The organism is Psychrobacter sp. KFRI-CH2-11 (assembly GCF_038239325.1).
In the GTDB taxonomy this organism is placed as follows: domain Bacteria; phylum Pseudomonadota; class Gammaproteobacteria; order Pseudomonadales; family Moraxellaceae; genus Psychrobacter; species Psychrobacter celer.
On record NZ_CP151283.1, the window covers coordinates 1,155,071 to 1,180,296 of the forward strand.

Here is a 25,226-nt window from a genome sequence, read left to right on the forward strand (position 1 = left end):
ATGCTAGGAGCACACATGTATCATTTAAATAAAGTCAGTGCAGCGCTCGCCGCGGTTGGTTTTTCAGCTGCCGTATTGATAGGACAAAGCGTTATCGCCGATACAGACAATACCAGGGGCGATGCTCAGGCAACGATGAGCAAATCCGCCGCCACTAAAGACGTTAGCCCAGTTACCAACGGTGTCAGTCAAAAGCTGACTGGTGATAGCAAAACGTCGATGTCGCTTAATAAACTGCTTCCTACCATTAAGTACAGCACCGACGATTTGCCAGCGATGGCAAAAAAAGTAAACGATGCCAGCTGGACGCCAGGTACTAATATCGATCGGACGATTGGCACCAAGTTACAAGCATTATTAAACTGGCATCACAGTGGCGTGGGTGCGGTCGATGGATACTGGGGAAAAAACACCAAAAAAGCCATGCAAGCCTTTCAAAAAGCCAATGGCCTAAGTGTCACAGAGGCTCTAAATACCGAGACTTGGCAAGCTCTCACGAGTGATAAGGCACTTATGACACAGCCTGCATTGGTCAGCTACCAATTGACAGACGCGGACGTCGATATCAAAACCACTACTATCCCAGCGGGTGCTACCGCAAAAGCTGAGCTAGAGGGTCTGTATTATGAGAGTGTGATAGAGGCGTTGGCAGAGAAGTTTCACATGAGTGAAAAATATCTTAAAACCCTAAATCCCAATGCCAGATTTTCAGCGGGTGAGACCATAACGGTCTATAATCCAGGAAACCCTAACACCGCGCCCGTCAGCCGTGTGGTCGCCGACAAAACCACTCAGACGCTATATGCGTACGATGATAAAGGGACATTGGTTGCCAGTTATCCGACGACAGTAGGGAGTACGGCCACCCCGTCGCCATCAGGCACGCATACAGTAGAGGTCAAGGTACATGAGCCCAACTATACTTATACTGCCAATGATGGGAGCCAAGAAATATTACCGCCAGGCCCTAACAACCCAGTCGGCTCTGTGTGGATTGGCCTGAGTAAACCCTCTTATGGTATTCATGGCTCGCCAGACCCTGCTCGTATCAGCCGTCAAGCATCCGCAGGCTGTGTGCGTCTGACCAACTGGGATGCCTTGGCACTATTAGGTGTCATACAAGATGGGGCTACGGTAGAGTTCAAATAGCTTCAGACAAAAGACAAAGAGCAAGAAACCATCAGGGTTTTCTGCTTATAAAGGCGGGTTTTATGAACGCGCCAAAAAAATACCGCTAACCATCAGTTAGCGGTATTTTTATGCGGGTATGACGGATATAGTCATTACTAAATAAAAAAGATACACAGTATAAATTCGTGAGATTGGTACAAGTTTTTCTTGCGTGCTGTGCCTGCGCCGCTCGATGCCGCAAAAAAATGATCCGAGTCTCGCCATATCTTTTCTATATTGACCTGACTAACTTGTAAGACAAAACATTGATAGCCAATAATGAGTCGGTTTGCATTTTCATTATTATTATCTGTTAAACCACCCAAGCATTCACAAAAATGCTCTTAAAAATGTCTTAGCAAGTACTGCATCATTTGTTAATGATGAGATTTGTCATAACCGCGTAATCGTCATCATTTCTTAATAAAACCGATTACAATACAGTCGATTTCATCAAAGCCGGTTTTTATCGTAATTAGTTTTTACCACGATAGGTGATACGACCCTTTGATAAGTCATAGGGGGTCATCTCAACTTTAACTTTATCGCCAGTCAAGATACGGATATAGTGTTTACGCATTTTACCAGAGATATGCGCGATGATTTCATGTCCGTTTTCTAAACGAACTTTAAACAATGTGTTTGGAAGGGTGTCGATGACTTCGCCTTCAAATTCGATAATATCGTCTTTTGCCATAATTTTGTATCAATCAGTTAAAAATAAGCCCATATTATACGCAAGCTAGCGTATTAAAGCAATACAGAACCTGGTTTTGGCTTGACAGCTTGTAATCGATATGTATATCAGTCAGGCAGGTTTAGCCAAAGGGGCGTAAGAGGCACGGTGGGCAATAGTTTTTGCCAATGCTCGGGATAGTAAGCATTGATAAAGTATAGGCCGTCACCAGAGGCGGTCGGTGGTGCAATAGTACGGTCTTTTTTGGCCAAAATAGTCAAAAAATCAGACGGCTCTAGCTCGTGCTTACCGATAGCGTACAAGGTGCCCATTAGGTTGCGTACCATATGATGCAAGAAGCCATCTGCTTGAATGTCAAACACGATAAACTGGCCATGGGCAAACAATCTGGCATGACTGACTGAGCGCACTGGCTGATTGGACTGACAAGCGGCAGCGCGGAAACTACTAAAGTTGTGCGTACCGACGATATCCGCTGCTGCCTGCTGCATGGCGGCCAGGTCAAGTGGTTCATAAATATGAGTGACTTGATGGTTTAAGATAGCAGGGCGCTGGGGTTGATTGAGGGTGATATAACGATAACGACGGGCGATAGCGCCAAACCGTGCATGAAAGTCGTTCGGCATGGGCTGTATCCAGCGCAGCGCAATGTCGTCAGGGAGTAGGCTGTTTACACCGCGAAGCCAGTTATGAGTCGGGCGATAGGCGTGAGTGGTAAAGTGGGCAATCATATTGCTGGCATGGACGCTGGCATCGGTACGCCCTGCGGCGACGACTTCTACGGTCTCATTGGCGACTTTGCCGATAGCGGTTTCGAGGGCTTCTTGGACACCCAGCACTTCTTGTTGCCGCTGCCAGCCGTGATAATGTGTACCCAAAAACTCAATAGCGATTGCTAGGGTGTAAGTGGGTTTTTTGCTGGCGGTTTCGATAGGGAGTATCTCAGACATGATAATGTGTGGCTTATAAAGTAAATGGTAAGGGCTTCTTATGGTCGTAATAGGGCCGATCAAATCAGCGTTTTTTGATGGTGATGCTGGCTTGGCTGACATTGTTTGTCCAGCGCTGACGGCGTCTGGTAGGGCTGTCGTACCGTAGCAGCAGCCACAATAATCGCGCATAGATGGCTGGAATGGTTAACCGGCCGCCAGCGATGACATGATAATCATATTGCCAACTACCAGCCGCATAGTTATCACTTACGCCGCCAAAAGGCGATTGACTGGCACAAACCACCATATGCCCATGTTGATGCGCAAGGGTCAATGCCTGCGCCAAATCAGCTGAATAGGGCACGTTGCCTGCACCAAACCCTAATAAGATAATGCCACATGGCGGCTGAGAAAGTAGGGCTTGTAGCTGATTGCTCATAACCTCAGTATCGTTGGGGAGGCAATACAGAGCATGAATACGTGCTTGCTTGGCACGAGCACCGATGCTTTTGCTGACTTCTTGTTGGTCCTCGACCCAGTGTTGGCGGCGGGCATCTGGCAAGTGCTTTATATAACTATTGGCAGGATAGGCTGCCCGAGAGTGACCAGTAAACGCCATGAGATCATGACTATGAATTTTTTGTACCGTTTGCGCAGGCCAAGATTCGCCGCCAAAGGCAATTTTTACTCCTGACTCACCCGCCGCTGCCAGTTTCAACGCATCGTTTAGGTTGCCCCACGCATCGCTATGCGTATCGACACGATAGGTATGTAGCATGTCGCTGTCTAATAGCGGGCGCATACTGCCAGTGACTGCCACACAGATATCACTCCCTGCAAAGGCCTCTGCCAAAAATGCCCCGAGATAACTGAGCGTGTCGGTACCCGTGAGCAGCACAAAACGTCTGTGCCCCTGCGTATAGGCGGCTAGCAACAGCTGATAAAAATGCACAAAATCGACAGGCGTCAATTGGCTACTGTCTTTGATCAAAGTGTTGCCTAGCCAAGAGATTGGCGGCAGATGGTGGGCATGGTCTGGCTCTGCTAGCAGTGTCTGTAACGTCGGTAAAAACACTTCTGCTGGTAGCGGTGCTAATGGCCGGCCATAACTGCCAAAAGTGCCGCCTGCATAAATCAGCTGGATGGGATCAGTAAGCGTCTTGGTCATAACAGAAGAGGGCATAGTCGGCGCCGTCATAAAAAGTAAATAAGAATAAGAACTAGGGTGCCCCAGCTCAATCGCTCAAATGAATTGCTCAATGAGTTGCGCAACTGCATCAATAGTCATCTAAATCAGACCCTACTATAAAGGCTCAATGCAAAAAAAAGCAAGTATCCTTAAGGCACAAGAATACTTGCTGATAAAAAAGCCGATTTTTTAATTACGCTGTGCGCTCGAGTAGCGACTGCGCTTGCTGCTGCTGCGTACTATTGCCTTGAGAAATGACTTCATTGAGCAAGCGTTTGGCACTATCGTACTCGCCTAGCTGCAGGTACTGACCTGCCAAGTCTAGTGTTACCTGATTGCTGTCTAATGATTTGACAAAGTCAAAATCAGCGGCAAAGCGTGCTGAGAAGTCCTCAGCGTTATCTTCTTCAATACTCTCGGCAGGTTGAGCTGCTACTGGGGCAGCCGAGCTCGCTGCTGTATCCGATCCATCTGATAATGAATCAAAATCAAAGTCATCATCGATCAATGTATTATCATCAAACGATGTGGGACTACTCGAAGTCAGCTCAGAGGCTGCTGTCAAAGTAGGAGTAGCGTCATCACTGCTGTCTGCAAAGTCACTGTCTAATGTTAAGTCATCAATATCGATACTGTCATCACTTAATTCGTCACTTAATTCGTCACTTACTTCATCGCTCAGATCAAGCACAGGCTCCTCAGTGTTTGTTTCAACATCTAAGTCAGCTAAGTCAGACTCTGTCTCAATTGCGAGTGCCGTCTCTGATGCAGCGTTTAAGTCCTCTGCGTCATCCAAATCGTCTAAGGACAAGACAAAGTCGTCGTCGCGGCTTTGGACGGTCGCATCAGTCATGTGGTCAGTCGTGCTCGCTTTATCAGCAGCATCTTCTGAATCCATATCTGTCACTAAATCATCAAAATCTAAGACGAAATCCTCTTCATCTAGCGTTAGCGCTTCAGTAGTATCCGCGTCGACACTGTCCGCTTGGGTTGAGATGTCAGGTGACTCTGGCTGCGCTGTTTCAATGTCCTCAAGACCAAAGTCAAATTCGCTAAAATCTACCTCTTCAGTCGTTTCTGTGGCCGTAGTACTCTTGTCAGCTGCCGTGGTAGGCATTGCTGCCGGTGCCGGCGCATCTAAACCCGCTTCTAAATCACTGAGCGTCAAAGCAAAATCTGTGTCGGTATTGTCATCTGCCAGCACTTGTTCTGATAATGCTGGGGTCTCAACAGAAGCGGCTAAGGAGGCATCGCTCTCGCTGATATCATCAGTTTTCCTATCATGGGTGGGACTGGTCTGTGTCGTTGGCAGATCAAAATCTATGCTTTCAAAGTCAGCAGCTTGCTCAGCGGGCGCGGTTTGCGCGGCGACTTGATTTTGCTCTTCAAAAAACAGCGTCTTTAGCTCATCTGCTAGGGCAAGGCTTTTTGGGTCGTTTTGCGAGCTGATGGTGTCATAGACTTTGTTGAAGTTCTCTGATTGATTGATCGTCGCATAGATGCTTAGCAGCTTTAAAGAAAGCGGACTGTCATTAGGCTTTTCGCGCAAGCCGCGATTGAGTGTTTCAATCGCTTTGTCATAACGCTGCTGATCTATAAAGCGCTGGGCAATGGTGATGGGGTCAAACTTGTTTTCGCTGCTGACGTCAGTTTGTACGGGCGCACTTGCTTTTGGCGCTGGTGTCTGTGCCGCGGCATTTCTATTTGATTTGACATAAGGCTGCGCCGAAGGTTTTTGCGCTTTGGTTTTACGTATCACTAAAACCGCTATTAATACAATCAGTACCAAGCCGGCGATGATGTATAGCATATTGTCCATTGTTACTCCCACGCCTATGATCACAGCATAATACGCTGCTGTATCAGGCAATTATTGGTTGCGTAGTTTTTTGAGACGAGCTTGCAGCTCTGCCAATTTTTGATTCTGTAATTGAATTTTTCGCGTATAACTGTCAAGTGCACTGCTGGTCTTGGACAAGCTTTGGGCCTGAGAGGCTGCCGCTTGCCGTGATGCTTTTAAAGTAGCTAGTATGTCTGTGCTAAGTCCATTGCCTGTGGCCGCCGCTGATTTGGTTTGGGTGCCATCGGCATTGCCATTATGTCCTGGAGCCAATACAGAAAACTGCGCTCTTGGCAAGGTCTTGGTAATGGTTGGTTTTTTTTGTGGCTTGGCTGCAGGTGCTGAGTTGTTTTGCACTTTAGCTGTATGGGGCTTTGCTTTAGGCGCTGGCTGTGCGACAGGAGTATTTATCCGCCGACGATATTTCTGTTTTTGGGCGCTGATAGCGGCCTCTAGCGCTTGCTGTGATGGCAATACATCATAATTTGGCAGATTTAGCTTGGCGTCGGCTTTGAGCTGGTCTGCGTTTTTATTAATAAAAGCATTGGGGTTTTGTGATTGGATCTGTTTCATCACGGTCTGAATATCGACATTGTTTTCTTGGGCAATCTGTTGAGCAATGATCCATAAGCTATCATTGCGCTGTACTTGATATTGAACGCTTGTCGTGCTTTGCGTTTGGGCGTCTACTATAGAGTCTGCCGCCACGTGATTTGTAGGTGCAGTTTGATTGTTGGTGCTTGGCTGAGAGGGCGCGGCAGTATCAGCCGGTATGTTGCTACCGACAACCGTTGCCGCTGCCGTATGTGCCGTGCTCAAAGCCGTTTGCTCGGCGGTTTGGTTATCCTGAGCTGCATCGTTTTTTGAGGCGGCAGCTACGATGCTGGCACTCATATCCGTGTTTTTTTGCTGACTCGGCTGTATCTGACGCGTGACTTGAATATTTAGCGTATCTAGCGCGTTGTCTGCTTGCGCTGTGCCGAGCGTGTGTTGCGTAGCAGGTGATGCTTCGCTCACGATGCTAACACTTGAGGCGGTCTGCTCTTGAGCCAAACGGCCATTGTCCAAGCGGCTGGCAGGGTTGGTTCGGCCAGCATTGCTCTTCGCTGGACTGGCGGCCGTGAGCTCAAAGTCATTAGCCAAACGCCCATTGTCTAAACGGCTAGGCGTATAGGCTAGATGGTCAGTTGCTGATACAGATGTCTTGGCAGGCGTGCTGGCTGAAGCAGCTTGCGTTTGAATACTTGCGCTTTGCGTATTGGCCCCTTGCGTATTCGGTGGTTGCACATTGGGCGCGGACCGTTTGACGGTAGTAGCAGCGCTTGTCGATGAGCGTGCGGCTGATGCCGATATCAGTGGTGGCGGAGCGCCTTTTCTAAGGGTCAAGGGCTTGGCATTATTGGCGGATACGGCAGGTAAACTGGGCTTTTTTGCGCCTGTTACGATGTTTTTGGTGGTATCGATGGGTAAGCTGGCATCGAGCGGCATCAATAATGTTTTGGGCACGACATTACGCTGACCTTGATCATTGATGGTTAATACAATATCGGCAAAGGGTTTAGAAACAGGCTCTGCTGTACTGATATAGACTTGGCCGCTGGTTTCTGAGGTCGGCTGAAAGTGTACCATCATTGAATCAGTTGGCGTCAATCCCATTTGCTGATAGATAGCGGGGTTGGCTAAGCTGGCTGAAAAGTCAGCCGCCCGAATGTCCGAGACACTGATGCTGGCTCTTAGAGGCTCATGCTGTGCTGAGGTCACAACAGTCTTGCCAATCGTGGCCGCTTGGGCGCTAGAGACAAAGGCGGCATAGCTTACCGAACACAGTAATGCCATCGATACCGCACGGTGTACGCGAGTCAAACGATGAGATAAACGATGAGATAAACGACAAGACATATGCAGCCCTTAGAATATAGGTTATCTTTGCTTTTATAACAAAATCTGGTTTAGTTTACCAGTTTATTTCACAACTGTTGTGTCCAATGTATCAAATGTTAATTTACTGTATAAAATGCCCTTTTATTCAGCGGTTACCTGCTTCTCAAGTAGCATGGCATCTCCATAACTAAAGAAGCGGTATTGCTGCTCGACGGCATGTTTGTACGCTTGTTCAATCGCTTGTTTTCCCGAAAACGCCGAGACCAGCATCAATAGGGTGGACTTTGGCAAATGAAAGTTGGTTAGTAGCTTATCGATGACAGCGAATTTAAAGCCTGGATAAATAAAAATATCTGTGTCGCCTGACCAGCCAGCAAGTGGTTTGCCCGTGCTCGCGGTCTTTTGGTAGGCAGTTTCGAGCACGCGCGTGACCGTCGTGCCAATCGCGATCACTTGCTTGCCGTTTGCATGGGTTTGATTGATCAGATCCGCGGTTGCCTGAGGTAAATGCGCATATTCACTGTGCATGGTGTGATTGAGCAAGTTGTCGGTTTTGACAGGGGCAAAGGTGCCCGCGCCCACGTGCAACGTCACAAAGGCGGTGTGAATGCCTTTGGCCGCCAGTTTATCCAAAACTGCTTCATCGAAATGTAAGCTGGCAGTCGGTGCCGCCACGCTAGCGAGTTTGGCTGGATCATGAAAAACGGTTTGATAGCGGGTATTGTCCGTGGCGTCTGCATGACGCTCAAAATATGGCGGGATAGGTAGCTCGCCGTATTGCTCTAGCTGCGGCAGGATAGGAGCATCGAAGGCTAGGATAAATAAATTATCCTGACGGCCAATCATGACCGCATGTATATGACCATCACCGAGCTGCAAGCGCTGTCCAAGCTTGGGCGCTTTGCTGGCTTTTATGTGACCAAGCGCGATATGGTCAGTGCAGACCGGCTGATCATCCGCGGTCGTCAAATGCAGGGCGGCGGGCGCCAAGTCTGCAATATCGACCAAACGCTCGATTAGCACCTCGATCTTACCGCCTGTGTCTTTTTGTCCAAACAGGCGCGCTTTCATTACCTTGGTGTCGTTAAACACGATCAAATCCCCCGCATTTAGTAAATCTGGCAACTCAGAAAACATGCGGTCTTCGGCACGGCTATCTGTCACAGTGGCGGGATTGCTGGCGGGTAAATACAATAATCTTGAGGCCGAGCGCTGCGCTAGCGGGTAGCGGGCGATTAAGTCATCTGGGAGCTCATAGTCATAGTCATTAACGCTCAGATAGTCTGAGTCATTATTGTTTTTATGAGTATCAGTCATGGTATTACGATCTAAATCTACAGCGTGGGAGTGGGTCATAATGGGTCTTTCAGTGAAGAGTGATGAAGAATGATATGAGCGTAATTGTAGCAGAAATGACAGGATAAACGCATGTCTCATTGAGTGACTCACGGGCATAATGTGTCATAACGACCACGTTATTACGGCCATGTCGTCATGACCGCGCGCTGCCACAAAAACCTGACAACGATACTGATGGTTTGAGGTAACCATCGCTCAGATATCAATCAGACATCAATCAGACTTATCTATTCAAATAGTTTTAATTGAGGCAAAAGTAGGGCGGCGGGCACCAATGAAGAGAAGGTCACACCGACCAGACGTATGGGCAGCTGACGCGGGATGTCCAAAAACAGCTTATCTAGCCAATAATGGGCGGATTCGGCGCTATCAAAGGCCGTCGATAATGTGTGAGAGCGTGTGACTTGAGTAAAATCCGCGTATTTAACTTTTAAAGTGATGGTATGCGCGACCAGTTGTTTTTTTTGCATTTGATAAAACGCATCTTCATTTTGTGCATAAATTTGTACTTTTAACTCAGCATCGTCGTCAAGATTGTCCCGAAAGGTGGTCTCAGAGCCTACGGATTTGTGCGTGCGCTGCGACTTGACCGTACGCTCATCGCGGCCATGAGCGATATCATGATAGAACTGACCACGTTTTCCAAACTCCTGTACCAATGCCGCCGCTGGCAAGCACCGCAAATCAGCACCCGTGCGCACGCCCATGGCATGGAGACGCTTGGCAGTGGCTTTGCCAATACCATGAAAGCGCTCGATGGGAAGGGTGCTAATAAACGCATCGGCGTCGGCTGGGGTAATAACGGCGATACCATTGGGTTTGTTGATGTCAGAGGCAATCTTGGCCAGCATCTTATTAAATGAGACGCCAGCAGAAGCGGTCAACCCTGTATGGGCCAAAATCTGCGCTCGTAGCCAATTGGCCATCAACGTCGCTGAGCCCTTATGTATAGATAAGCCGGTGACATCCAGATAGGCCTCATCCAATGACAGCGGTTCGACATGAGGCGTCAATTGATGCATGATTTGGCGTATATCGCGACTGACCGCTCGATAAACTTCAAAGCGCGGCTGAACAAATATCGCCTCAGGACAGCGTTTACGCGCTTCATAGCATGACATCGCTGAGCGCACGCCAAACTTGCGCACCTCATAACTGGCTGCTGCGACAACCCCGCGCCCGCTTGGGTCACCGCCGACCACCAAAGGTAGACCTCGTAACTCTGGGAAGTCACGTTGTTCGACACTGGCATAAAAAGCATCCATATCGATATGAATGATTTTGCGGGGTGAAAGAGGAGTAGAAGCAGTCATGACCGCTATTTTACCCCAATTAGCGAAACTATTTTAGCAGCAACCATAAATATGGCTTGATTTTATAAATAAATAAGCTATTAAAACAATTTAAAGAATATCAGTGGGTTAAACCCTTCAAACCCTCTGGGCTCATACCTTTTATCTACCGTTTATCCTAAAGGACTTGCCGTCTATCATGAATGATGCATTTAGATGTTACGCTTTTGCTTCTGACGTTCTACACTAGAGTAAGTATCGGAGTAGACGATTGTTAAAAGGATAAACAACTTCTTTATACGTCTTAGTCTACAGCGAATAAAGAAGCTGTTTATGGCTCGCATCACACTCGCCTATAGAGTATTGGTAAACTCGCCGCCTAAGGGAGCATACTTAGGGGTGCATGAGGGACTAAGGAGCTGATGATGAATAAACTAACAGGGAGCGAATTGACACGCGCAATGCTAGCACGAGGAGATAAGGATATCTGGTGTGCAGTTTGTGATGAGAGTGATGAGCTGGCGATGATGGATCTGTATGGCAATGACTTTACCGTCTATATTGTCGATTATCGTGACGGATATTTTTACTGTCGTGGCGGTACATCTTGGGCCTGTGCAGTACCTATAAAGATCGCAGCCATCACGCAAGAAGACATTGATAGCCAAATGATGCCATAAATCTTATAAACACAAAAAAACCTCCCATATAGGAGGCTTTTTTGTTAAAAATGGTACCAGTGGTCGGACTCGAACCGACACGCTTTTAAAGGCAACGGATTTTGAATCCTTTTAGTATCTTAAATAACTAGATATACTTGACAACAATAAGCTATAAGTAAGAATAAAAAGTAATTATAAACAATGACTTAGGGTGAGGCTAACTATATTTAGCTATAACTAAAAAGATGTAACAATATTTTTCTAGTATCAAATAAGTATCAAAATATACTTTATACAACTGGTTTGTTTATCTAGTTTTAGATCTTGTCATTAATTTCAATATAACGAAGCGCATTTGTATAACGGACTGTGATTCAGTTAAGAGTACCAAAAAAGTTATCAGCAGATTATGCATAATATTGAGTTATATAAATTGTAACAATCAAACCTTGGCCCAATCGTTAATTCTTAATCATTAGACCTCTTGCAAAAGTAATTGTAAGACACAACGTATATTATTGAACTCTACTTACTTAATAGATATGCCAAACATAGATAAGCTACTCAAACAAAGTGACGCTGGTTTTAAACGCTACACTGGCATTCATAAAGCCACCTTTTATGACATGCTTGAGGCCATGCAAAAGCATGAAGCATCTAAGACCAAATCAGGTAGACCAAGTGTGCTCAGTCTTAAGGAGCAGATACTACTAGCCCTGACTTATTGGCGTGAATACCGCACGCTTTATCATATCAGTATGGACTTTGGTATTCATGAGTCTTCTGCTAGCCGTATCATTCGTAAAGTAGAAGACGTACTTATCGATTCAGGTAAGTTTGAATTACCTAAAAAGCTGCCTAATCGTGTCGATGAGGACATCAATTGGTCAGTCGTCATTGTCGATGCTACCGAAACCCCTATTGAGCGTCCAAAAAAAACCAAAGAGACTACTACAGCGGTAAGAAAAAACAACACACCTTAAAAGCGCAGGTTATCGTTCATTGGCAAACTGGTTTGATACTTGATGTGCAAACCTGTAAAGGGTCAATCCACGATTTTAAGCTGTATAAAGATACTTGTCCTGATTGGTTACCTGAGAATACTAACTATCTAGCAGACAGTGGTTATCAAGGGTTAGCAAAGCTACATAACCAAACTTTCACACCATTTAAGAAACCTCGTGGTGGTCAGTTATTGGAGATATGCAAACAGGCCAATCACTATCTCGCTAAGTTCCGTATTGTGGTTGAGCACAAAATAGGCTTAATCAAGTTGTTTAAAATCGTGGCTCATAAATATCGCAACCGTCGTCAGCGCTACGATCTTAGAATGAAACTATTCGCTGGTATCATTAATTTCGAGCTTAATCTATGACTTGAACCGCCCCGACTATATCGGAGAGTGGATTGCTTGAGTCAGGCAGCTTTGTCTGACTCAGTAAGACTATCATAGTATCGTCTCTCAAACTCAAAAGGCGACACATAACCAATCGTACTATGAATGCGAGTTTTGTTAAACCTGAGAAGCGTTAAAAATCGATTAAGTATCGATTTAGCTTTGCAAGGCGAGAGCTATGCTCGAGTGACGACCCATTCAAGGGTTGCTAATTCAACATCATACGCATCCCGCCACTGCTGTTTTAAATATTCAATCACCTCTGTTTTATAAAGCCCGTTAACCGTTTCAGCCAATGCATTATCGTATGAATCACCGGTTGTACCAACAGATGCAATAACGCCAGAAACAGCCATCTTATCAATATAGCGAATGGATAAGTACTGAACGCCGCGATCACTATGATGAATCACATCTTTTGGGTTATTTCTGTCTGCAATGGCTTGATTTAACGCTGCCATCACCATATCCGTGTTCATACGATCTGATACTTTCCAACCAACGATAGCGCGAGCAAACACATCAATGATAAAAGCAGTATATACCCAACCACTCAATGTCTTTATATAGGTAAAATCAGCTACCCATAGTTGGTTAGGGCGATGGGCGTTAAAGTTACGATTAACTAAATCATCAGCACGCTTTTGATCATCACGAGACTTAGTCGTTATCTTACCCATACCTCGCCAAACACCTTGCATACCATGCTGACGCATTAACCGCTCTATAGTGCAGCGTGCAGAATGTATACCCTTTGCTTTCAACTGTTGCCAAACTTTACGAGCACCGTATCGGCATTTGCTGTTCTTCCAGATACGTTTAATCTCATTAAGGTAGAAATCGTCATGCTGACTACGCTGTGAACGCTTTTCAGGATTTTCTTCTAGTTCTTTAGCACGATAGTATGTGGATGGAGCAATCGGTAATACTCTACAGATTGGCTCGACTCCATATTGTTGTTTATGATCTTCAATAAAATCAACCATTACTTGGGTTTGCGACCCTTCTCCGCCTGGGCTTCAAGTCCAGCTGCTTTCTTTATAATCTCATTGGCTTGCTTTAACTCTCTGTTCTCACGTTCAAGCTCTTTGATACGCTCCGTTTGGCTTTGAGCTTGAATATTTGCAGGAATGGTTTTGTCAATGTGCTTTTTATGCCATGATCGTAGGGTCTCAGGCGTGCAACCTATCTTTGGTGCTATGGCTTTGATGGATGACCAGGTGGATGGGTAGTTGTCTTTAGCTGCAATCAGCATACGGACGGCGCTCTCTTTCATTTCAGGGGTATAATTTCGTGTTTTCATTGTCGTATTCTCTTGGAGCGTTGAGTCTCCGACAATCCCGGGGTGGTTCACAGGTTCATTTTGTTGCTTCGAGTGCAGGGAGTCTACCGAACAAGCTAACGAATTTTCTGTCCTGTTTTGGATCAAATCTTCTGTATTTTTATGTACTTACCAAAAATTCACATAGCCAATCACCAATAAATTTTTATTTAGAAGAGTTAAAGGTTTTCCACTGTAATTATCTTGTGTTAAAATCACGACTTTTAGTGGACATAAATTTACTAGTATTGATATTTATTTTTCTGTTTCTAGCAGAAAGTTGGCGCGATACTTAAATGAGTTTACAAAAATTCACGACGTTTGATTGGTCTATATTGATGCACTATACCTTGTGGGTTCTGTGCCATAACCATTGATAAAGTAGATATGATATGCTTCAAAATCTCAAGTACACTATTGTACTGTCAAGTCTTGTAACATCAAGTTGTACAGTATTCAGCAACGCTAAAGAAAAAGACTATAATCAGCAAGTGGATTTTTTGGTTTTAACTGCTCCTTCAGTCAATCTTGACGTTATGGATAGGGCTGCTCCAGCGAGACTAGATATATTTCAGCTGACTAAAAAACCAACTTTTATTTATGAAGAATATTTAGATTTAATTGACGAAGACAATGACTTAAAAGGTGATCTGCTAGTAAAAGATCAACATATGATCATACCTGATACTATTAAGTCAATACCGCTGAGTTTGGAAAAAGACACTAACTATCTAGGAATCACAACAGGATTCCGCGACATTGAAAACACTTCATGGAAGATTGTACTTCAAAAGCAACCTCCTCAATGGTGGAGTCAAAATAGTTATTTATATCTAAAAGTTGATAGCTCAGGTATTTTTCAAATCTCGAAGAGGCAAATGAAAGAAGAGCTGAAAAAGTATGCAAAAAGACATCCAAATGATAAGTCAGTGACAAAGAGTGGAGTCTTCAAAAAGCCAAAGTATGACTACAGTAAAGGTATATTTACTAATAAATTATAAAAATAATAGGTGTTAGTGATGGACGAGTATTCAAAAGTTGTGTGGGCTGAAGGAACTTATCTTTCACCGCAGCATTTCCAGCAAAATGATAGATACACTGAGCGTAATATCCACAATATTGTGAGCTTTGCACAAGCGCATTATTATGGAGTATCGGAGTTAGTCATCAATGAATCGTTACTCAAACAAGGCGTGATAGGTCTGTCTAAACTGGAGGTGGTTTTTGAGGATGGTACTATCTTTATACCTACGCCGTTTGAAACTAGCCTTTTAAAATGTAGTATATCCGCAAAAACAGCCGAGACTAAGTTATATCTAGTTATTGCTAGAGGCTCAGCAAACGCTAAGGAAATATCATATGAGTCAGATGATATAAAAAACACCCGTTATAGTGCTTTTGAGAAATCTTTAGTGGATACCGCTGATACTAATTCAGAGCCAAGAGTAGTGACTTTAGCCAGATTGAACGCACGCCTAATGTTAGAAGATGACATTCATTCCAGTCTCGTTAAAATTCCTATAGCTACTGTTTCAAGTAATGAAAATTCCGAAATTGTTATTCAAAAAAGCTATATCCCACCAACGTTAGTTGCCCAAAAAAACGATAAACTTTATAGCTATATAAATGAGATTTATGGTCTTCTTGCACAGAAAAGTAAAAGTTTAGCCAATGCAGTGAATGACCCCAATCGAGGCGGGTCACTCGAGATTACAGATTTTCTGATGCTACAGACAGTCAATAGAGATCTGGCTTATATGCTACACCAAAAACAGATGACCAATCACACACATCCAGAAACACTTTTTGTAAATTTATCTAAACTGTGCAGTGATTTGATGACTTTTTTGCCCACTCGTAAAATGGGTGATATGCCAGTTTATGACCATAAAAATCTAAGAGAGTGCTATCAACACTTAGTATCAAATCTAAGAATTAGCTTATCTACAGTCTTAGAGCAAAGAGTGATAAGGATAGATTTAAGCAAAAAAGACAGTGCAACTTACGTAGCTCAAACACCGAATGCTCAGATTCTTGAAGTTGCTGACTTCGTGCTAGCTGTAAAAGCAGATATGCCGAACGAAACTTTAAGAAATAATCTACCAAGTACCATGAAAATTAGTACTGTAGAGCAAATCAAAGAGCTAGTTGCTTATCACTTGCCTGGCGTGAAACTTAATGCTCTATCAGTAGCACCTAGAGAGCTACCTTATCACAATGGTTATGTTTACTTTGAGCTAGATAAAGACACAGAGTTATGGGAGCGTTTCGATGACTCGTCTGGTATGGCGTTCCATATTGCAGGCGACTTCCCAAATATTGATTTAGAGTTTTGGGCAATTAAACCTAACATAAAATAGACTTCATGCCGAATAGACGGAAAAAAAATGAAAAGTGACTCAAGATCAAACCTGCAGTTTTCAGATATTTATAATCCAATAATTTCAGCGGCAAAGCCTGTGTTTGTGTTATCTAATGCAATGAAAAACTCCACAACACAGCTTTCAACCGAGAAGGTGTTATTTAGATTTACTAAGATGATTGAGGATTTCGAGGCGGAAGCTGAACAAGAAGGTGCGCCATATGAGATGGTAAAAGCAGCTCAATACTGTCTATGCACGTTTGTTGATGAGTCCGCCGTCAGATCTGGTTGGTCAGATGAAGAGTGGTCACAAAGAAGCTTATTAGTATCTTTCTTTGATGAAACATGGGGCGGAGAGCGATTTTTTGAAATCTTAGAAAAAGCAAAGTTGGATGTTGACAAGAACTTATATCTGATTGAATTCATCTATCTGTGTTTGCAGTTCGGTTATAAGGGTAAGTATCAGATAGCAAATAACGGCGAGACTATTTTAGAGCAAGAAAAAAGCAAACTCATTGAGTTGATCAAATCAAAAAGACCAGAAACTTTTAGTCTGCTTTTTCATGAGAGCATTAGTAGCAAGCAGGACGAAGAGGTTAAGCGGCGTTGGCATATACCATTATGGGTAATCGCTGTTTTAGCCAGTCTTATTGTTGCCTTTTTTTATATTCTTTTGAGATTTTTCCTTGGCTCTACGATGGATGATACCAGTGCCAAAATTAATAATTTATCTTTGCCTAAAAATGCTCAATATACAGTTGTTGGACGTGATACCACTCAAACTAAACCACTAACCCCAGCTTTACAAAGCGAAATCAGTCGAGACTTAGTCGAGGTTAATGATTTCGCCGATCGTAGCGTTATTACTATCTTGGGCGATGGGTTGTTTGAGTCTGGATCAGAAAATGTTCAAAATCAATTTTTTCCTGTATTAGCAACCATTGGACAAGCACTACAAGGCATTAACGGTCAAGTAGTAGTAACTGGATACACCGATAACACGCCTATACAAAGCATCACTTTCCCTTCTAATTGGCACCTATCTCAAGCACGTGCAGATGCTGTAAAGGACATTTTGACGGACTATATTGAGAATAAAAATAGAATTCGATCAGAGGGCCGAGGCTCTACCAACCCTGTCGTTGCTAATGACACGGCCGAAAATAAAGCGAAAAATAGACGCGTTGAAATAACAGTTTATAGCTTGGGTAACAATCTCCCAGTTGAGCCTTAAACATCTAAACCCAGAATAATAATGACTGATTTTATTATTAAATTATTTGAGATATTACAAGAAGGTTCTATAAGATGAGAAGGTTATTATCTTTTACAAGTTCAAAAGTTTTTTGGGTGTTTTTAGGACTACTTGGAATATCTTTATTGATTTGGTTCTTTGGCGGTATTGTAGCTATTGGTAGCTACAAACCTCTTGAAAGTAAAGTCGTAAGAGCAATTATTATTCTGTTCATATTTTTAGTCTGGTTAATCAATAGTTTCTTGAAACAATATTTACAGGCGAGAAGAAATAGAGAGTTGGTTGAAAATATTAAAACATCACAACAACCTATATTAAAGCATGTCAACAAAGACAGTGCTCTTAGTCGTCAGTTTGAGGAAATAGATTCTGTACTAAAAAGTGCAAAATTTTCAAACTCTGATGGTTTTATAAAAAATAAGTTCTTTACAGGTCAGTATTTATATCAAATGCCTTGGTATGTGGTATTAGGGGCCGCTGGAACCGGTAAAACAACAGCATTAAGAGAGTCTGGTTTAAACTTTCCTTTAGAAAGTTCCTTCGGTGCTTCTATCAGTGGTCTGGCCGGTACTAAAGATTGTGATTGGTTTTTGTCAGATGAGGCTGTGTTGTTAGATACAGCTGGTAGGCTGTCACTGCAAGATAATAATGAAGAAGACTCGTACGACTGGCTTGAGTTTATGGGGCTGTTAAAAAAATATAGACCAAGACAGCCTATTAATGGTGTAGTTGTCACTATCGGTTTAGACGATATTCTAAACGCTGAGACCGATTTTAAAAATATTACCCGAGAGCTACGTAAACGAATTCAAGAAATGAGAGCTAAGCTGGGCATCAACTTTCCAGTCTACTTAGTGATTACTAAGCTAGATATCTTGAAGGGCTTTGAAGACTTTTTTAATGCACTCGATGAGGATCAAAGAAAAAAATATTTAGGGTTTACGATACCTGCTAATGATGCAGAGGAAGACAATGGAGCGGCTACTATTGGCTTTGTTGCAAAAAAACTTGAGAGTATCAGAGATAATATAGAATCTTCTTATCTTAGAGTAATAGATGATGCTACTAATCAAAACGAAAAAGACGCGATCTTTACATTTTCGAATGAGTTTTCGATACTCAATGAAAGACTGGTTCTATTGTTTAGAGAGTTGTATAAATCTTCTAAATTTGAAGACTCTATACAGTGGCGGGGCATATTTTTTACCAGTGCTTACCAAGATGGTGAGAGTGTGGATCCCGTATTTAATACTATCAGAAGCAACTTTGAACTTACTCCTAAATATGTAAAAGAAAATCAGTCAGGTTCACAGTTTACCAAAAGTTATTTTATCCATGATCTCTTTACTGAGGTTATATTTAATGACGCTAACCTCGCCAGCAATAACAAGGTGTGGTCTACCAAGAATAAAATATTGAAATGGATAGGTGTTGGTACAGTAGCAGCTACCGGACTATTAGTATCTGCGCTTATATTTAATAGTTTTTTAACAAACAGTCAGTATCTAAAAGATGTCAACGAAAAGACCATTAAACTAGATAAAGAGCTGAAGGGCACCACAGAAACTAAAGATTTACTACAAGCGGTAGAGATGGCTGACAAGATTAGAATGCTGTCAAAAACTTCACCTTTTACAATGATTGAGTCACCCGCACTCAAGCACAGGATGGGACTTTATCAAGGTTACGCGGTAGATGAAATCTCGCAGGCTGCTTATAAACGAGCGCTAAGTGAAAGTGTAATGCCGCTAATATCCTATAAAATCGATGAGCTATTAAGACAAAGCCCAGAGGATTCTTCGATAGATAATTATAATGCTCTTAAAGCTTATTTAATGCTATACGACGATACTAAATTTGATGCAGAGTTTATGTTGTCTTGGCTGATGCGCAATTTTGAAAAAGATTCTTCTATTAAGAATGCCGAACAAAAAAAGAAAATTGAAGAATCACTACAATATATTCTTCAAGAAGAAGGACTGACGCCAAGTCTTCCACTTGATACTGAGCTGGTTGATCAAAGAAGGCAGTTTATCGCCCAAAATGATATTTCAATTATGATTTTGAATGATAGTTTTACTGAGATATCTAGAGGTAATAATAAAGTAGCACAAGTCTCTTTTGATACTATGGGAGGTAAGCAGAGTAGATTAGTGTTTACTAGAGCGAGTGGCAAACCGTTAACTGAAACGATTAACCCTATTTATACGAAGCAGGCTTACATTGAATTTGTCCTTCCTGAACTTTTGAAATCAACTGCCAAGCTGTATGAAGAAGAAGAATGGGTATTAGGGAACTATGCGTCTCTTAAATCGAGTGAAAAAGATACTTTGAAAGAAGCGAAAAGTGCTTATTTTAAAAGATACATCAACGTATGGAATAGATATCTCTCTGATATAAGACTGAAACAGCCTAGAAATCTAAAAGAAGCTAGAGATATTGCTAAAATTCTTTCCAATACTTCAGATTCGCCATTGCAGAACATGATTGAAGGAATAAGCGAAAATACTACTTTAGACATTAGCAAACAGATACAAGGTAGTGATGATAATGGAACTGTCAAAGATACTATAGATAGACTTGTGTCTAGAGCCGGTTTCGGTAATCTGCAAAACAAGGCTGGCTACGTCAAAGATAATTATATTGACAATCTTAAGTTCACTACTCCTGTAGATGAAGAGTTCTCAGAGTTCAATGTATTGACTGAAAAACAAGGGTCTGAAGCAGCTGCAATTAATGAAGTAATTATCTCTATTAAGGATCTTTATGAATTCTTAGATATCCTTGATGTCGCAATAGAAAAAGGAGTGGATCTTCCTTCAAACGATTCGCTATTTGGTTATAGAGCTGAAGTAAACAGGTTGCCGTCACCTTTTCGTCAGATGTTTGATCAATTCTCAGTTTTTATTCTTAATCAAAGCTTGGATGAGATGAATGATCGTTTGCTACAGGCAGATATTGATGCAAAAAGGCAATTGGAAGAGCAACGACAGAGAGAAGATGACTTAAGAAAGGAGGCAGAAGATAAAGCAAAAGCTTTGCGTCAAGAGGAACAAGAGCGAAGAGAGGCTTTAGATGAAGAGCAGAAAATTGCTACAGCAGAGCAAAAAAAAAAGCAGCAAATAGAAGCTTTCAATATCATGAAGCGTGAACTAGCTCCCATCACTGCTGTTTGTAAAAGGGCCACTCAAGCAAATTATCCTTTTAACAAAGACTCAAGCGATGAGGTAGTGCTGACTAACTTCAAAAAACTATTTGGACATAAAGGACTATACCAGTCCTTTATGAACCTTGACCCACAAATCGCTAGTGATATGCAAGTCTATAGTTTTGATGAGCTGGTGCGTGCAAACTCAAAATTTAGATCTGAGTTTGGAGATGTTCGTAAAGTTGAACAGATGAGCAGCCCTTATTTTCAAAAAGATGCTGGTCAGTTAGGATTCGACTTTGAGGTTAAGGTGATTAACGTCGATCCAGAAATTGAGAAGCTGATTTTCAACTACGGTGGTAAATCTTATTCCTATAGTCATGGACCTTTAGAAAAATTTGAAGCAGTATGGCCAAAAGCTACATCAGGAAAGGTTGGGTTCTCAGCTTACATCAATGAAAAAAGAGTAGACGACATTGAGATGAAAGGTTCATGGGCGTTATTGAGACTGGTGGAAAGTGGAAAAATGCTTATTAACAATCGAAATAGAAGTGTCGTCAGGTACTCTCTTAACAATAAGGATATCGTTATTGAGTTTAGTGCCAGCACTGGCAATAACCCTTTTTATCTGGCTGATTTACGTCGGTTCTCATGTGCTTGAATATGTAATTTTATTCAGTAGACATTAATGAGTATAAGAGAATAGATGATGTGTAACATTGAACGAATCCATTACTTTGGCAAACTACGTAGAAGACGAGAATTTATTAAAGCTGCTGGTCTAACTCGGGATTATTATTATGATTGGGAGGTTTGGTTCAATAAATGCTCTAATACTAACACCTTGCTGTCTTTTTTGAATACTACAAGTAAAACCAAACCCGTATGGCTATTTGTTGTGAGTGAAGGTGATACTTTAAAGATCGGTTTGACTACTTTGAGTTCTGATATGTCAGAGCGTAAATATCCTTTTTTTGTATATGTTGATACTGAAAAAACGCAATTAAACGACTTAGAAAAAATTTCTACTTTTATTCTATCTATGGCTGGTAAGTATGAAGGGTTTGTAAATATAGTCGCTAATGGCGATCTTAAGATTGAGGAAACACACTATTTCAGCTCTTATTCTCAAGAATATGAAGGAATGAACCAACTAAAAGTAGTCATAGACGATATTGCTTTGGAAGTTTTAGAAAGAGGGTTTGATCCTATTATGTGTTCTTATTGGGTTAATCTGGAAAAATTTATCACTATTACTCACCAAGGCTATTTGACTTGCACGCTCTACAATAAAATATATGGCTAAATTATGACTAAAATTTTTTCAGACTTTATTGACCCTATTTCAGTGGCGCAACCAACTGGTATAGACATTGAATATGATACCCGTTTTATCGATATACAGACTTTGGTTGAAGGTAAGCCTGAGCAACAATATGGCGATGTTATCATAGAAGCCGAAGAGCCTGACTGGAGCACAATTGAAAAGCTTTGTCGTCAGATTTTATCTGAATCAAAGGATATCAGAGTTTTCTGTTTCTATGCACAAGCACTTACAGCCAACCATGGTGTTATCGGTTTTAAAAAAGGTTGTGAGATAATTCATACCAATATAGAGAAGTACTGGGATGAGTTGTATCCAAAATTAGTTGATGAGGACAATGAGTTTGATGCTTTTTATAGATCAGGATCTATAAGCTTATTAATTGATAAGAGCGGCATCATCCAACAGTTGAACAAGTCTAACATTATATATTCTGCCAGCAAGAAGGGCTATTTTACTCTCAAGTCTGTAGTGTCGATTTTGATAAATAATGATGATGACTCTTATCCTGGGGGAAGAGAGAAGTTGATAGAGGATATCAAAGTTGCCTATCAAAACGATCAAGAAGAGCTGGTAGCGCTGAAAGATGCTTTGGGTCTAATAAATAATATCGAATTTATTTTTGATGAAAAAATTGAAGATTCCCATTTGGATTTCTCCGCCATAAAACAGCCTATCGAAGTAATCGCCAGATTAATAGTCAGATCGTCTAATGTTGTAGAAGAAGTAGAAGAAAACGCCTCTCTTTATGAGGATGTTTCAACTGCTGTAGATAATGTAGCAAATAAATCAGTAATGAGTATCCAGAAATTAGACGATATCAGTATAAAAGATAGAAACGATGTAAAAGTAGTACTGGAAAAACTAAACTTGTACTTTAGACTGAAAGAACCAAGCCATCCTGCTCCTCTTTTTATAGAAAGATTACAAAAGCTCATGGATATGAGTTTTTATGAGATGTTAAAAAATATAAGTCCAAATAGTCTGAATGATTTAGATGTGATCATTGGCAAAGACGATGAGGACTAAAATAGTAAGAACTGTTAATTAATATTTTATTTTTTGAATATCTTCAAAAGCTATTTTTAAAATTACTAATGTCATTCGTAAATTAAATATATACATAATGTAACTACAAATTTTAATAATGGATTTAAGTATTTTAATAGACTATAGTATGGTAATTAAGTTTACTGTCATTATAAGTATTAGTAACCAATATTCACTATTATATAAATTTTTTGAGAGTTACTCTTTATTAGTCAGTAATTAAAATGCAATTTAACAAGGACGCATAAATGTCTAACGATAATCCCAATAGAAAATATTCATCAAGCCAAAAGTTTGTGGGACGTAACCGAGCTCCTCGTGTTCAAATTGAATATGATGTTGAGTTATACGGCTCAGAGTCGACAGTCGAACTACCTTTTATCATGGGCGTTATGGCTGATCTTGTGGGTAAGTCACAAGTACCCGTTCCTGACTTATCTGAAAGAAAGTTTTTAGAAGTTGATATAGACAATTTCGATGACAGAATGAAAGCTCTAAAACCAAGAGCTGCCTTTCAGGTTGAAAATACCTTAACGGGAGAGGGAAACCTAAATGTCGAGTTAGAGTTCGAAAGTATGGATGATTTCTCACCGACCGCAGTGGCGAATAAAGTTGAGCCTTTGAGAGAGCTGTTGCAAGCTCGAACTGAGCTATCAAATTTACTATCGTATATGGATGGTAAGTCAGGCGCTGAAGAGTTAATTTCTAAAGTGCTAGCAGACAGTGAGTTGTTAAATGCACTGGCTAGTAGTAACAAGGCTTCTACAAAAAATAGTATTGATGAGTAAATGATTTAAAAATTATAGGGTTAGAGACTACTATTATGAATAAAGTCCAAGAGTTAAATGAAATAAATGCCAACCCTGAGCTTTTACAAGAAAAAAAGACTGGGTTTACAGACTTATTGCAAAAGGAGTTTAGACCTAAAACTGAAGATGCAAAAAGTGCCGTGCAACATGCAGTAACGACATTGGCTCAACAAGCATTAAAAAATACAGTCGTCGTTTCAGATGATGCTTACCAAACGATTGAATATATTATTGCTGAGATAGATCGAAAGTTATCAGAGCAAATAAACCAAATTATTCATCATCAAGAGTTTCAAAAGTTGGAAGGCGCATGGCGAGGTCTTAATCATTTGGTTACTAATACAGAAACCGATGACTTGCTAAAAATAAAGGTCTTACCGATTTCAAAAAAAGAAGTCGCTCGCGATATTAAGCGCTACAAAGGGGTAGCTTGGGATCAGAGTCCTTTATTCAAAAGAATATATGAAGAAGAATACGGTCAGTTCGGTGGTGAACCATTTGGTTGTATGGTAGGTGATTATTATTTTGATCATTCACCGCAGGATGTTGAGCTATTAAATGGCATGAAAAAAATTGCGGCGGCATCTCATTGCCCCTTCATCGCAGGTGCTTCCCCTGATGTTATGCAAATGGAAACTTGGCAGGAGCTTGCAAATCCAAGAGATTTGAGCAAGATTTTCCAAAACACTGAGTACGCTAGTTGGCGTAGCTTAAGAGAGTCAGAAGACTCTCGTTATATTGGTCTAGCATTACCTAAGTTTTTATCAAGGTTGCCTTATAGCGCAGCCTCGAATCCAGTTGATGAGTTTGATTTTGAAGAGAGTACGGATGGATCTAACCACGATAATTACACGTGGTCAAACGCAGCTTACGCTATGGCTGTCAATATCAATCGTTCTTTTAAACAGTACGGTTGGTGTACCTCTATCAGAGGTGTAGAGTCGGGCGGTATAGTAGAGAACTTGCCAACACATACTTTTCCCACTGATGATGGCGGCGTGGACATGAAATGTCCTACGGAGATTGCTATCAGTGATCGCCGAGAGTCTGAATTGGCAAACTTAGGGTTTATGTCTTTAGTGCATAGAAAGAACACTGACTTAGCTGCATTCATAGGAGCGCAGTCACTCAACAAGCCGGCTGACTATTATGATGCTGATGCCTCAGCAAACGCTAAATTAGCAGCACGTCTGCCTTACTTGTTTGCTTGTTGCCGATTTGCCCACTATTTGAAATGTATTGTTAGAGACAAAGTGGGTTCGTTCAAAGAGCGTGATGATATGGAAAGGTGGCTCAATGAGTGGATTATGAACTATGTGGATGGAGACCCTGCTAACTCTACTCAAGAGACAAAAGCAAGAAAGCCATTAGCATCGGCAGAGGTCGTTGTTGAAGAGATTGAAGGTAGTCCTGGCTATTATACCTCGAAGTTCTTTTTAAGACCTCATTATCAACTAGAAGGATTAACGGTTTCTTTACGCTTAGTATCTAAACTGCCTTCAGCAAGGGATGAATAAAGACGTCTGTCTTTTTATTTAT

Annotated in this window: 18 protein-coding genes, 2 pseudogenes and 1 other annotated feature; of the genes and pseudogenes, 12 read left to right on the top strand and 8 right to left on the bottom strand. The window is 41.8% G+C overall.

Translation table 11 applies throughout. The features are described 5' to 3' along the window. Positions 1-15: 15 nt before the first annotated feature. Positions 16-1,149, top strand: coding sequence for a L,D-transpeptidase family protein (locus AADH33_RS04820; RefSeq protein WP_348549746.1), 1,134 nt, complete (start codon positions 16-18; stop codon positions 1,147-1,149). Positions 1,150-1,645: 496 nt separating this feature from the next. Here the strand turns inward: AADH33_RS04820 and infA are convergent, their stop codons facing one another. The 7 genes from infA to dinB form a co-directional block, all read right to left on the bottom strand. Further along, complete coding sequence (gene infA, locus AADH33_RS04825) at positions 1,646-1,867, bottom strand: translation initiation factor IF-1 (RefSeq protein WP_021814850.1); 222 nt, start codon at positions 1,865-1,867, stop codon at positions 1,646-1,648. A gap of 107 nt (positions 1,868-1,974) precedes the next feature. Next, the gene (gene truA / locus AADH33_RS04830) at positions 1,975-2,817 is read right to left on the bottom strand and encodes a tRNA pseudouridine(38-40) synthase TruA (RefSeq protein ID WP_348549747.1); all 843 of its coding nucleotides are present in this window, start codon (positions 2,815-2,817) and stop codon (positions 1,975-1,977) included. Positions 2,818-2,881: 64 nt separating this feature from the next. Beyond that, positions 2,882-3,967: an asparaginase gene (locus AADH33_RS04835; protein ID WP_348549952.1), complete on the bottom strand. Its 1,086-nt coding sequence runs from the start codon at positions 3,965-3,967 to the stop codon at positions 2,882-2,884. 214 nt (positions 3,968-4,181) lie between these two features. Continuing rightward, the gene (locus tag AADH33_RS04840; protein WP_348549748.1) at positions 4,182-5,807 is read right to left on the bottom strand and encodes a FimV/HubP family polar landmark protein; all 1,626 of its coding nucleotides are present in this window, start codon (positions 5,805-5,807) and stop codon (positions 4,182-4,184) included. A 51-nt stretch (positions 5,808-5,858) separates the two neighbouring features. Then, positions 5,859-7,727 (bottom strand): type IV pilus assembly protein FimV, encoded by a 1,869-nt coding sequence (locus AADH33_RS04845; protein WP_348549749.1) that lies wholly within the window; start codon positions 7,725-7,727, stop codon positions 5,859-5,861. Between the two features lie 123 nt (positions 7,728-7,850). Then, a complete protein-coding gene (gene queA / locus AADH33_RS04850; RefSeq protein WP_348549953.1) occupies positions 7,851-9,026 on the bottom strand; it encodes a tRNA preQ1(34) S-adenosylmethionine ribosyltransferase-isomerase QueA in 1,176 nt (391 codons plus the stop codon). 269 nt (positions 9,027-9,295) lie between these two features. After that, positions 9,296-10,381, bottom strand: coding sequence for a DNA polymerase IV (gene dinB / locus AADH33_RS04855; RefSeq protein ID WP_348549750.1), 1,086 nt, complete (start codon positions 10,379-10,381; stop codon positions 9,296-9,298). A gap of 401 nt (positions 10,382-10,782) precedes the next feature. Here dinB and AADH33_RS04860 point away from each other — a divergent pair, with 401 nt between their 5' ends. From AADH33_RS04860 to AADH33_RS13175, 3 genes and pseudogenes are all read left to right on the top strand, one after another. Beyond that, a complete protein-coding gene (locus AADH33_RS04860) occupies positions 10,783-11,040 on the top strand; it encodes a hypothetical protein (protein ID WP_348549751.1) in 258 nt (85 codons plus the stop codon). 524 nt (positions 11,041-11,564) lie between these two features. Then, positions 11,565-12,005, top strand: a complete 441-nt coding sequence (locus tag AADH33_RS04865) for a transposase family protein (RefSeq protein WP_348549752.1) — start codon at positions 11,565-11,567, stop codon at positions 12,003-12,005. Between the two features lie 8 nt (positions 12,006-12,013). Continuing rightward, positions 12,014-12,397, top strand: a pseudogene (locus AADH33_RS13175) (transposase family protein); the annotation flags it as partial. 41 nt (positions 12,398-12,438) lie between these two features. On the opposite strand, the pseudogene AADH33_RS04870 reads toward AADH33_RS13175, so the two are convergent. Continuing rightward, a pseudogene (locus AADH33_RS04870) lies at positions 12,439-13,721 on the bottom strand (IS3 family transposase). Next, positions 13,330-13,446 (bottom strand) — a sequence feature (AL1L pseudoknot). It overlaps the preceding pseudogene by 117 nt. Before the next feature lie 410 nt (positions 13,722-14,131). Here AADH33_RS04870 and tssJ point away from each other — a divergent pair. The 8 genes from tssJ to tssC all read left to right on the top strand — a co-directional run bounded on the left by tssJ (position 14,132) and on the right by tssC (position 25,204). Beyond that, on the top strand, positions 14,132-14,740 hold the full coding sequence (gene tssJ, locus AADH33_RS04875) for a type VI secretion system lipoprotein TssJ (protein WP_348549753.1): 609 nt from the start codon (positions 14,132-14,134) through the stop codon (positions 14,738-14,740). An 18-nt stretch (positions 14,741-14,758) separates the two neighbouring features. Beyond that, complete coding sequence (gene tssK / locus AADH33_RS04880) at positions 14,759-16,099, top strand: type VI secretion system baseplate subunit TssK (RefSeq protein ID WP_348549754.1); 1,341 nt, start codon at positions 14,759-14,761, stop codon at positions 16,097-16,099. A gap of 27 nt (positions 16,100-16,126) precedes the next feature. Further along, on the top strand, positions 16,127-17,335 hold the full coding sequence (gene tssL, locus AADH33_RS04885; protein WP_348549755.1) for a type VI secretion system protein TssL, long form: 1,209 nt from the start codon (positions 16,127-16,129) through the stop codon (positions 17,333-17,335). A 74-nt stretch (positions 17,336-17,409) separates the two neighbouring features. Next, positions 17,410-21,165 carry a type VI secretion system membrane subunit TssM gene (tssM, locus tag AADH33_RS04890; protein WP_348549756.1) on the top strand — a complete coding sequence of 1,252 codons (3,756 nt, stop codon included), beginning with the start codon at positions 17,410-17,412 and terminating at the stop codon, positions 21,163-21,165. Positions 21,166-21,210: 45 nt separating this feature from the next. Then, positions 21,211-21,810 carry a TagF domain-containing protein gene (locus AADH33_RS04895; RefSeq protein ID WP_348549757.1) on the top strand — a complete coding sequence of 200 codons (600 nt, stop codon included), beginning with the start codon at positions 21,211-21,213 and terminating at the stop codon, positions 21,808-21,810. Positions 21,811-21,813: 3 nt separating this feature from the next. Further along, the gene (tssA, locus tag AADH33_RS04900) at positions 21,814-22,857 is read left to right on the top strand and encodes a type VI secretion system protein TssA (RefSeq protein WP_201586315.1); all 1,044 of its coding nucleotides are present in this window, start codon (positions 21,814-21,816) and stop codon (positions 22,855-22,857) included. Positions 22,858-23,126: 269 nt separating this feature from the next. Next, on the top strand, positions 23,127-23,666 hold the full coding sequence (gene tssB / locus AADH33_RS04905) for a type VI secretion system contractile sheath small subunit (RefSeq protein WP_201586317.1): 540 nt from the start codon (positions 23,127-23,129) through the stop codon (positions 23,664-23,666). 35 nt (positions 23,667-23,701) lie between these two features. Then, positions 23,702-25,204 (top strand): type VI secretion system contractile sheath large subunit, encoded by a 1,503-nt coding sequence (gene tssC, locus AADH33_RS04910; RefSeq protein WP_348549758.1) that lies wholly within the window; start codon positions 23,702-23,704, stop codon positions 25,202-25,204. Positions 25,205-25,226 lie beyond the last annotated feature (22 nt).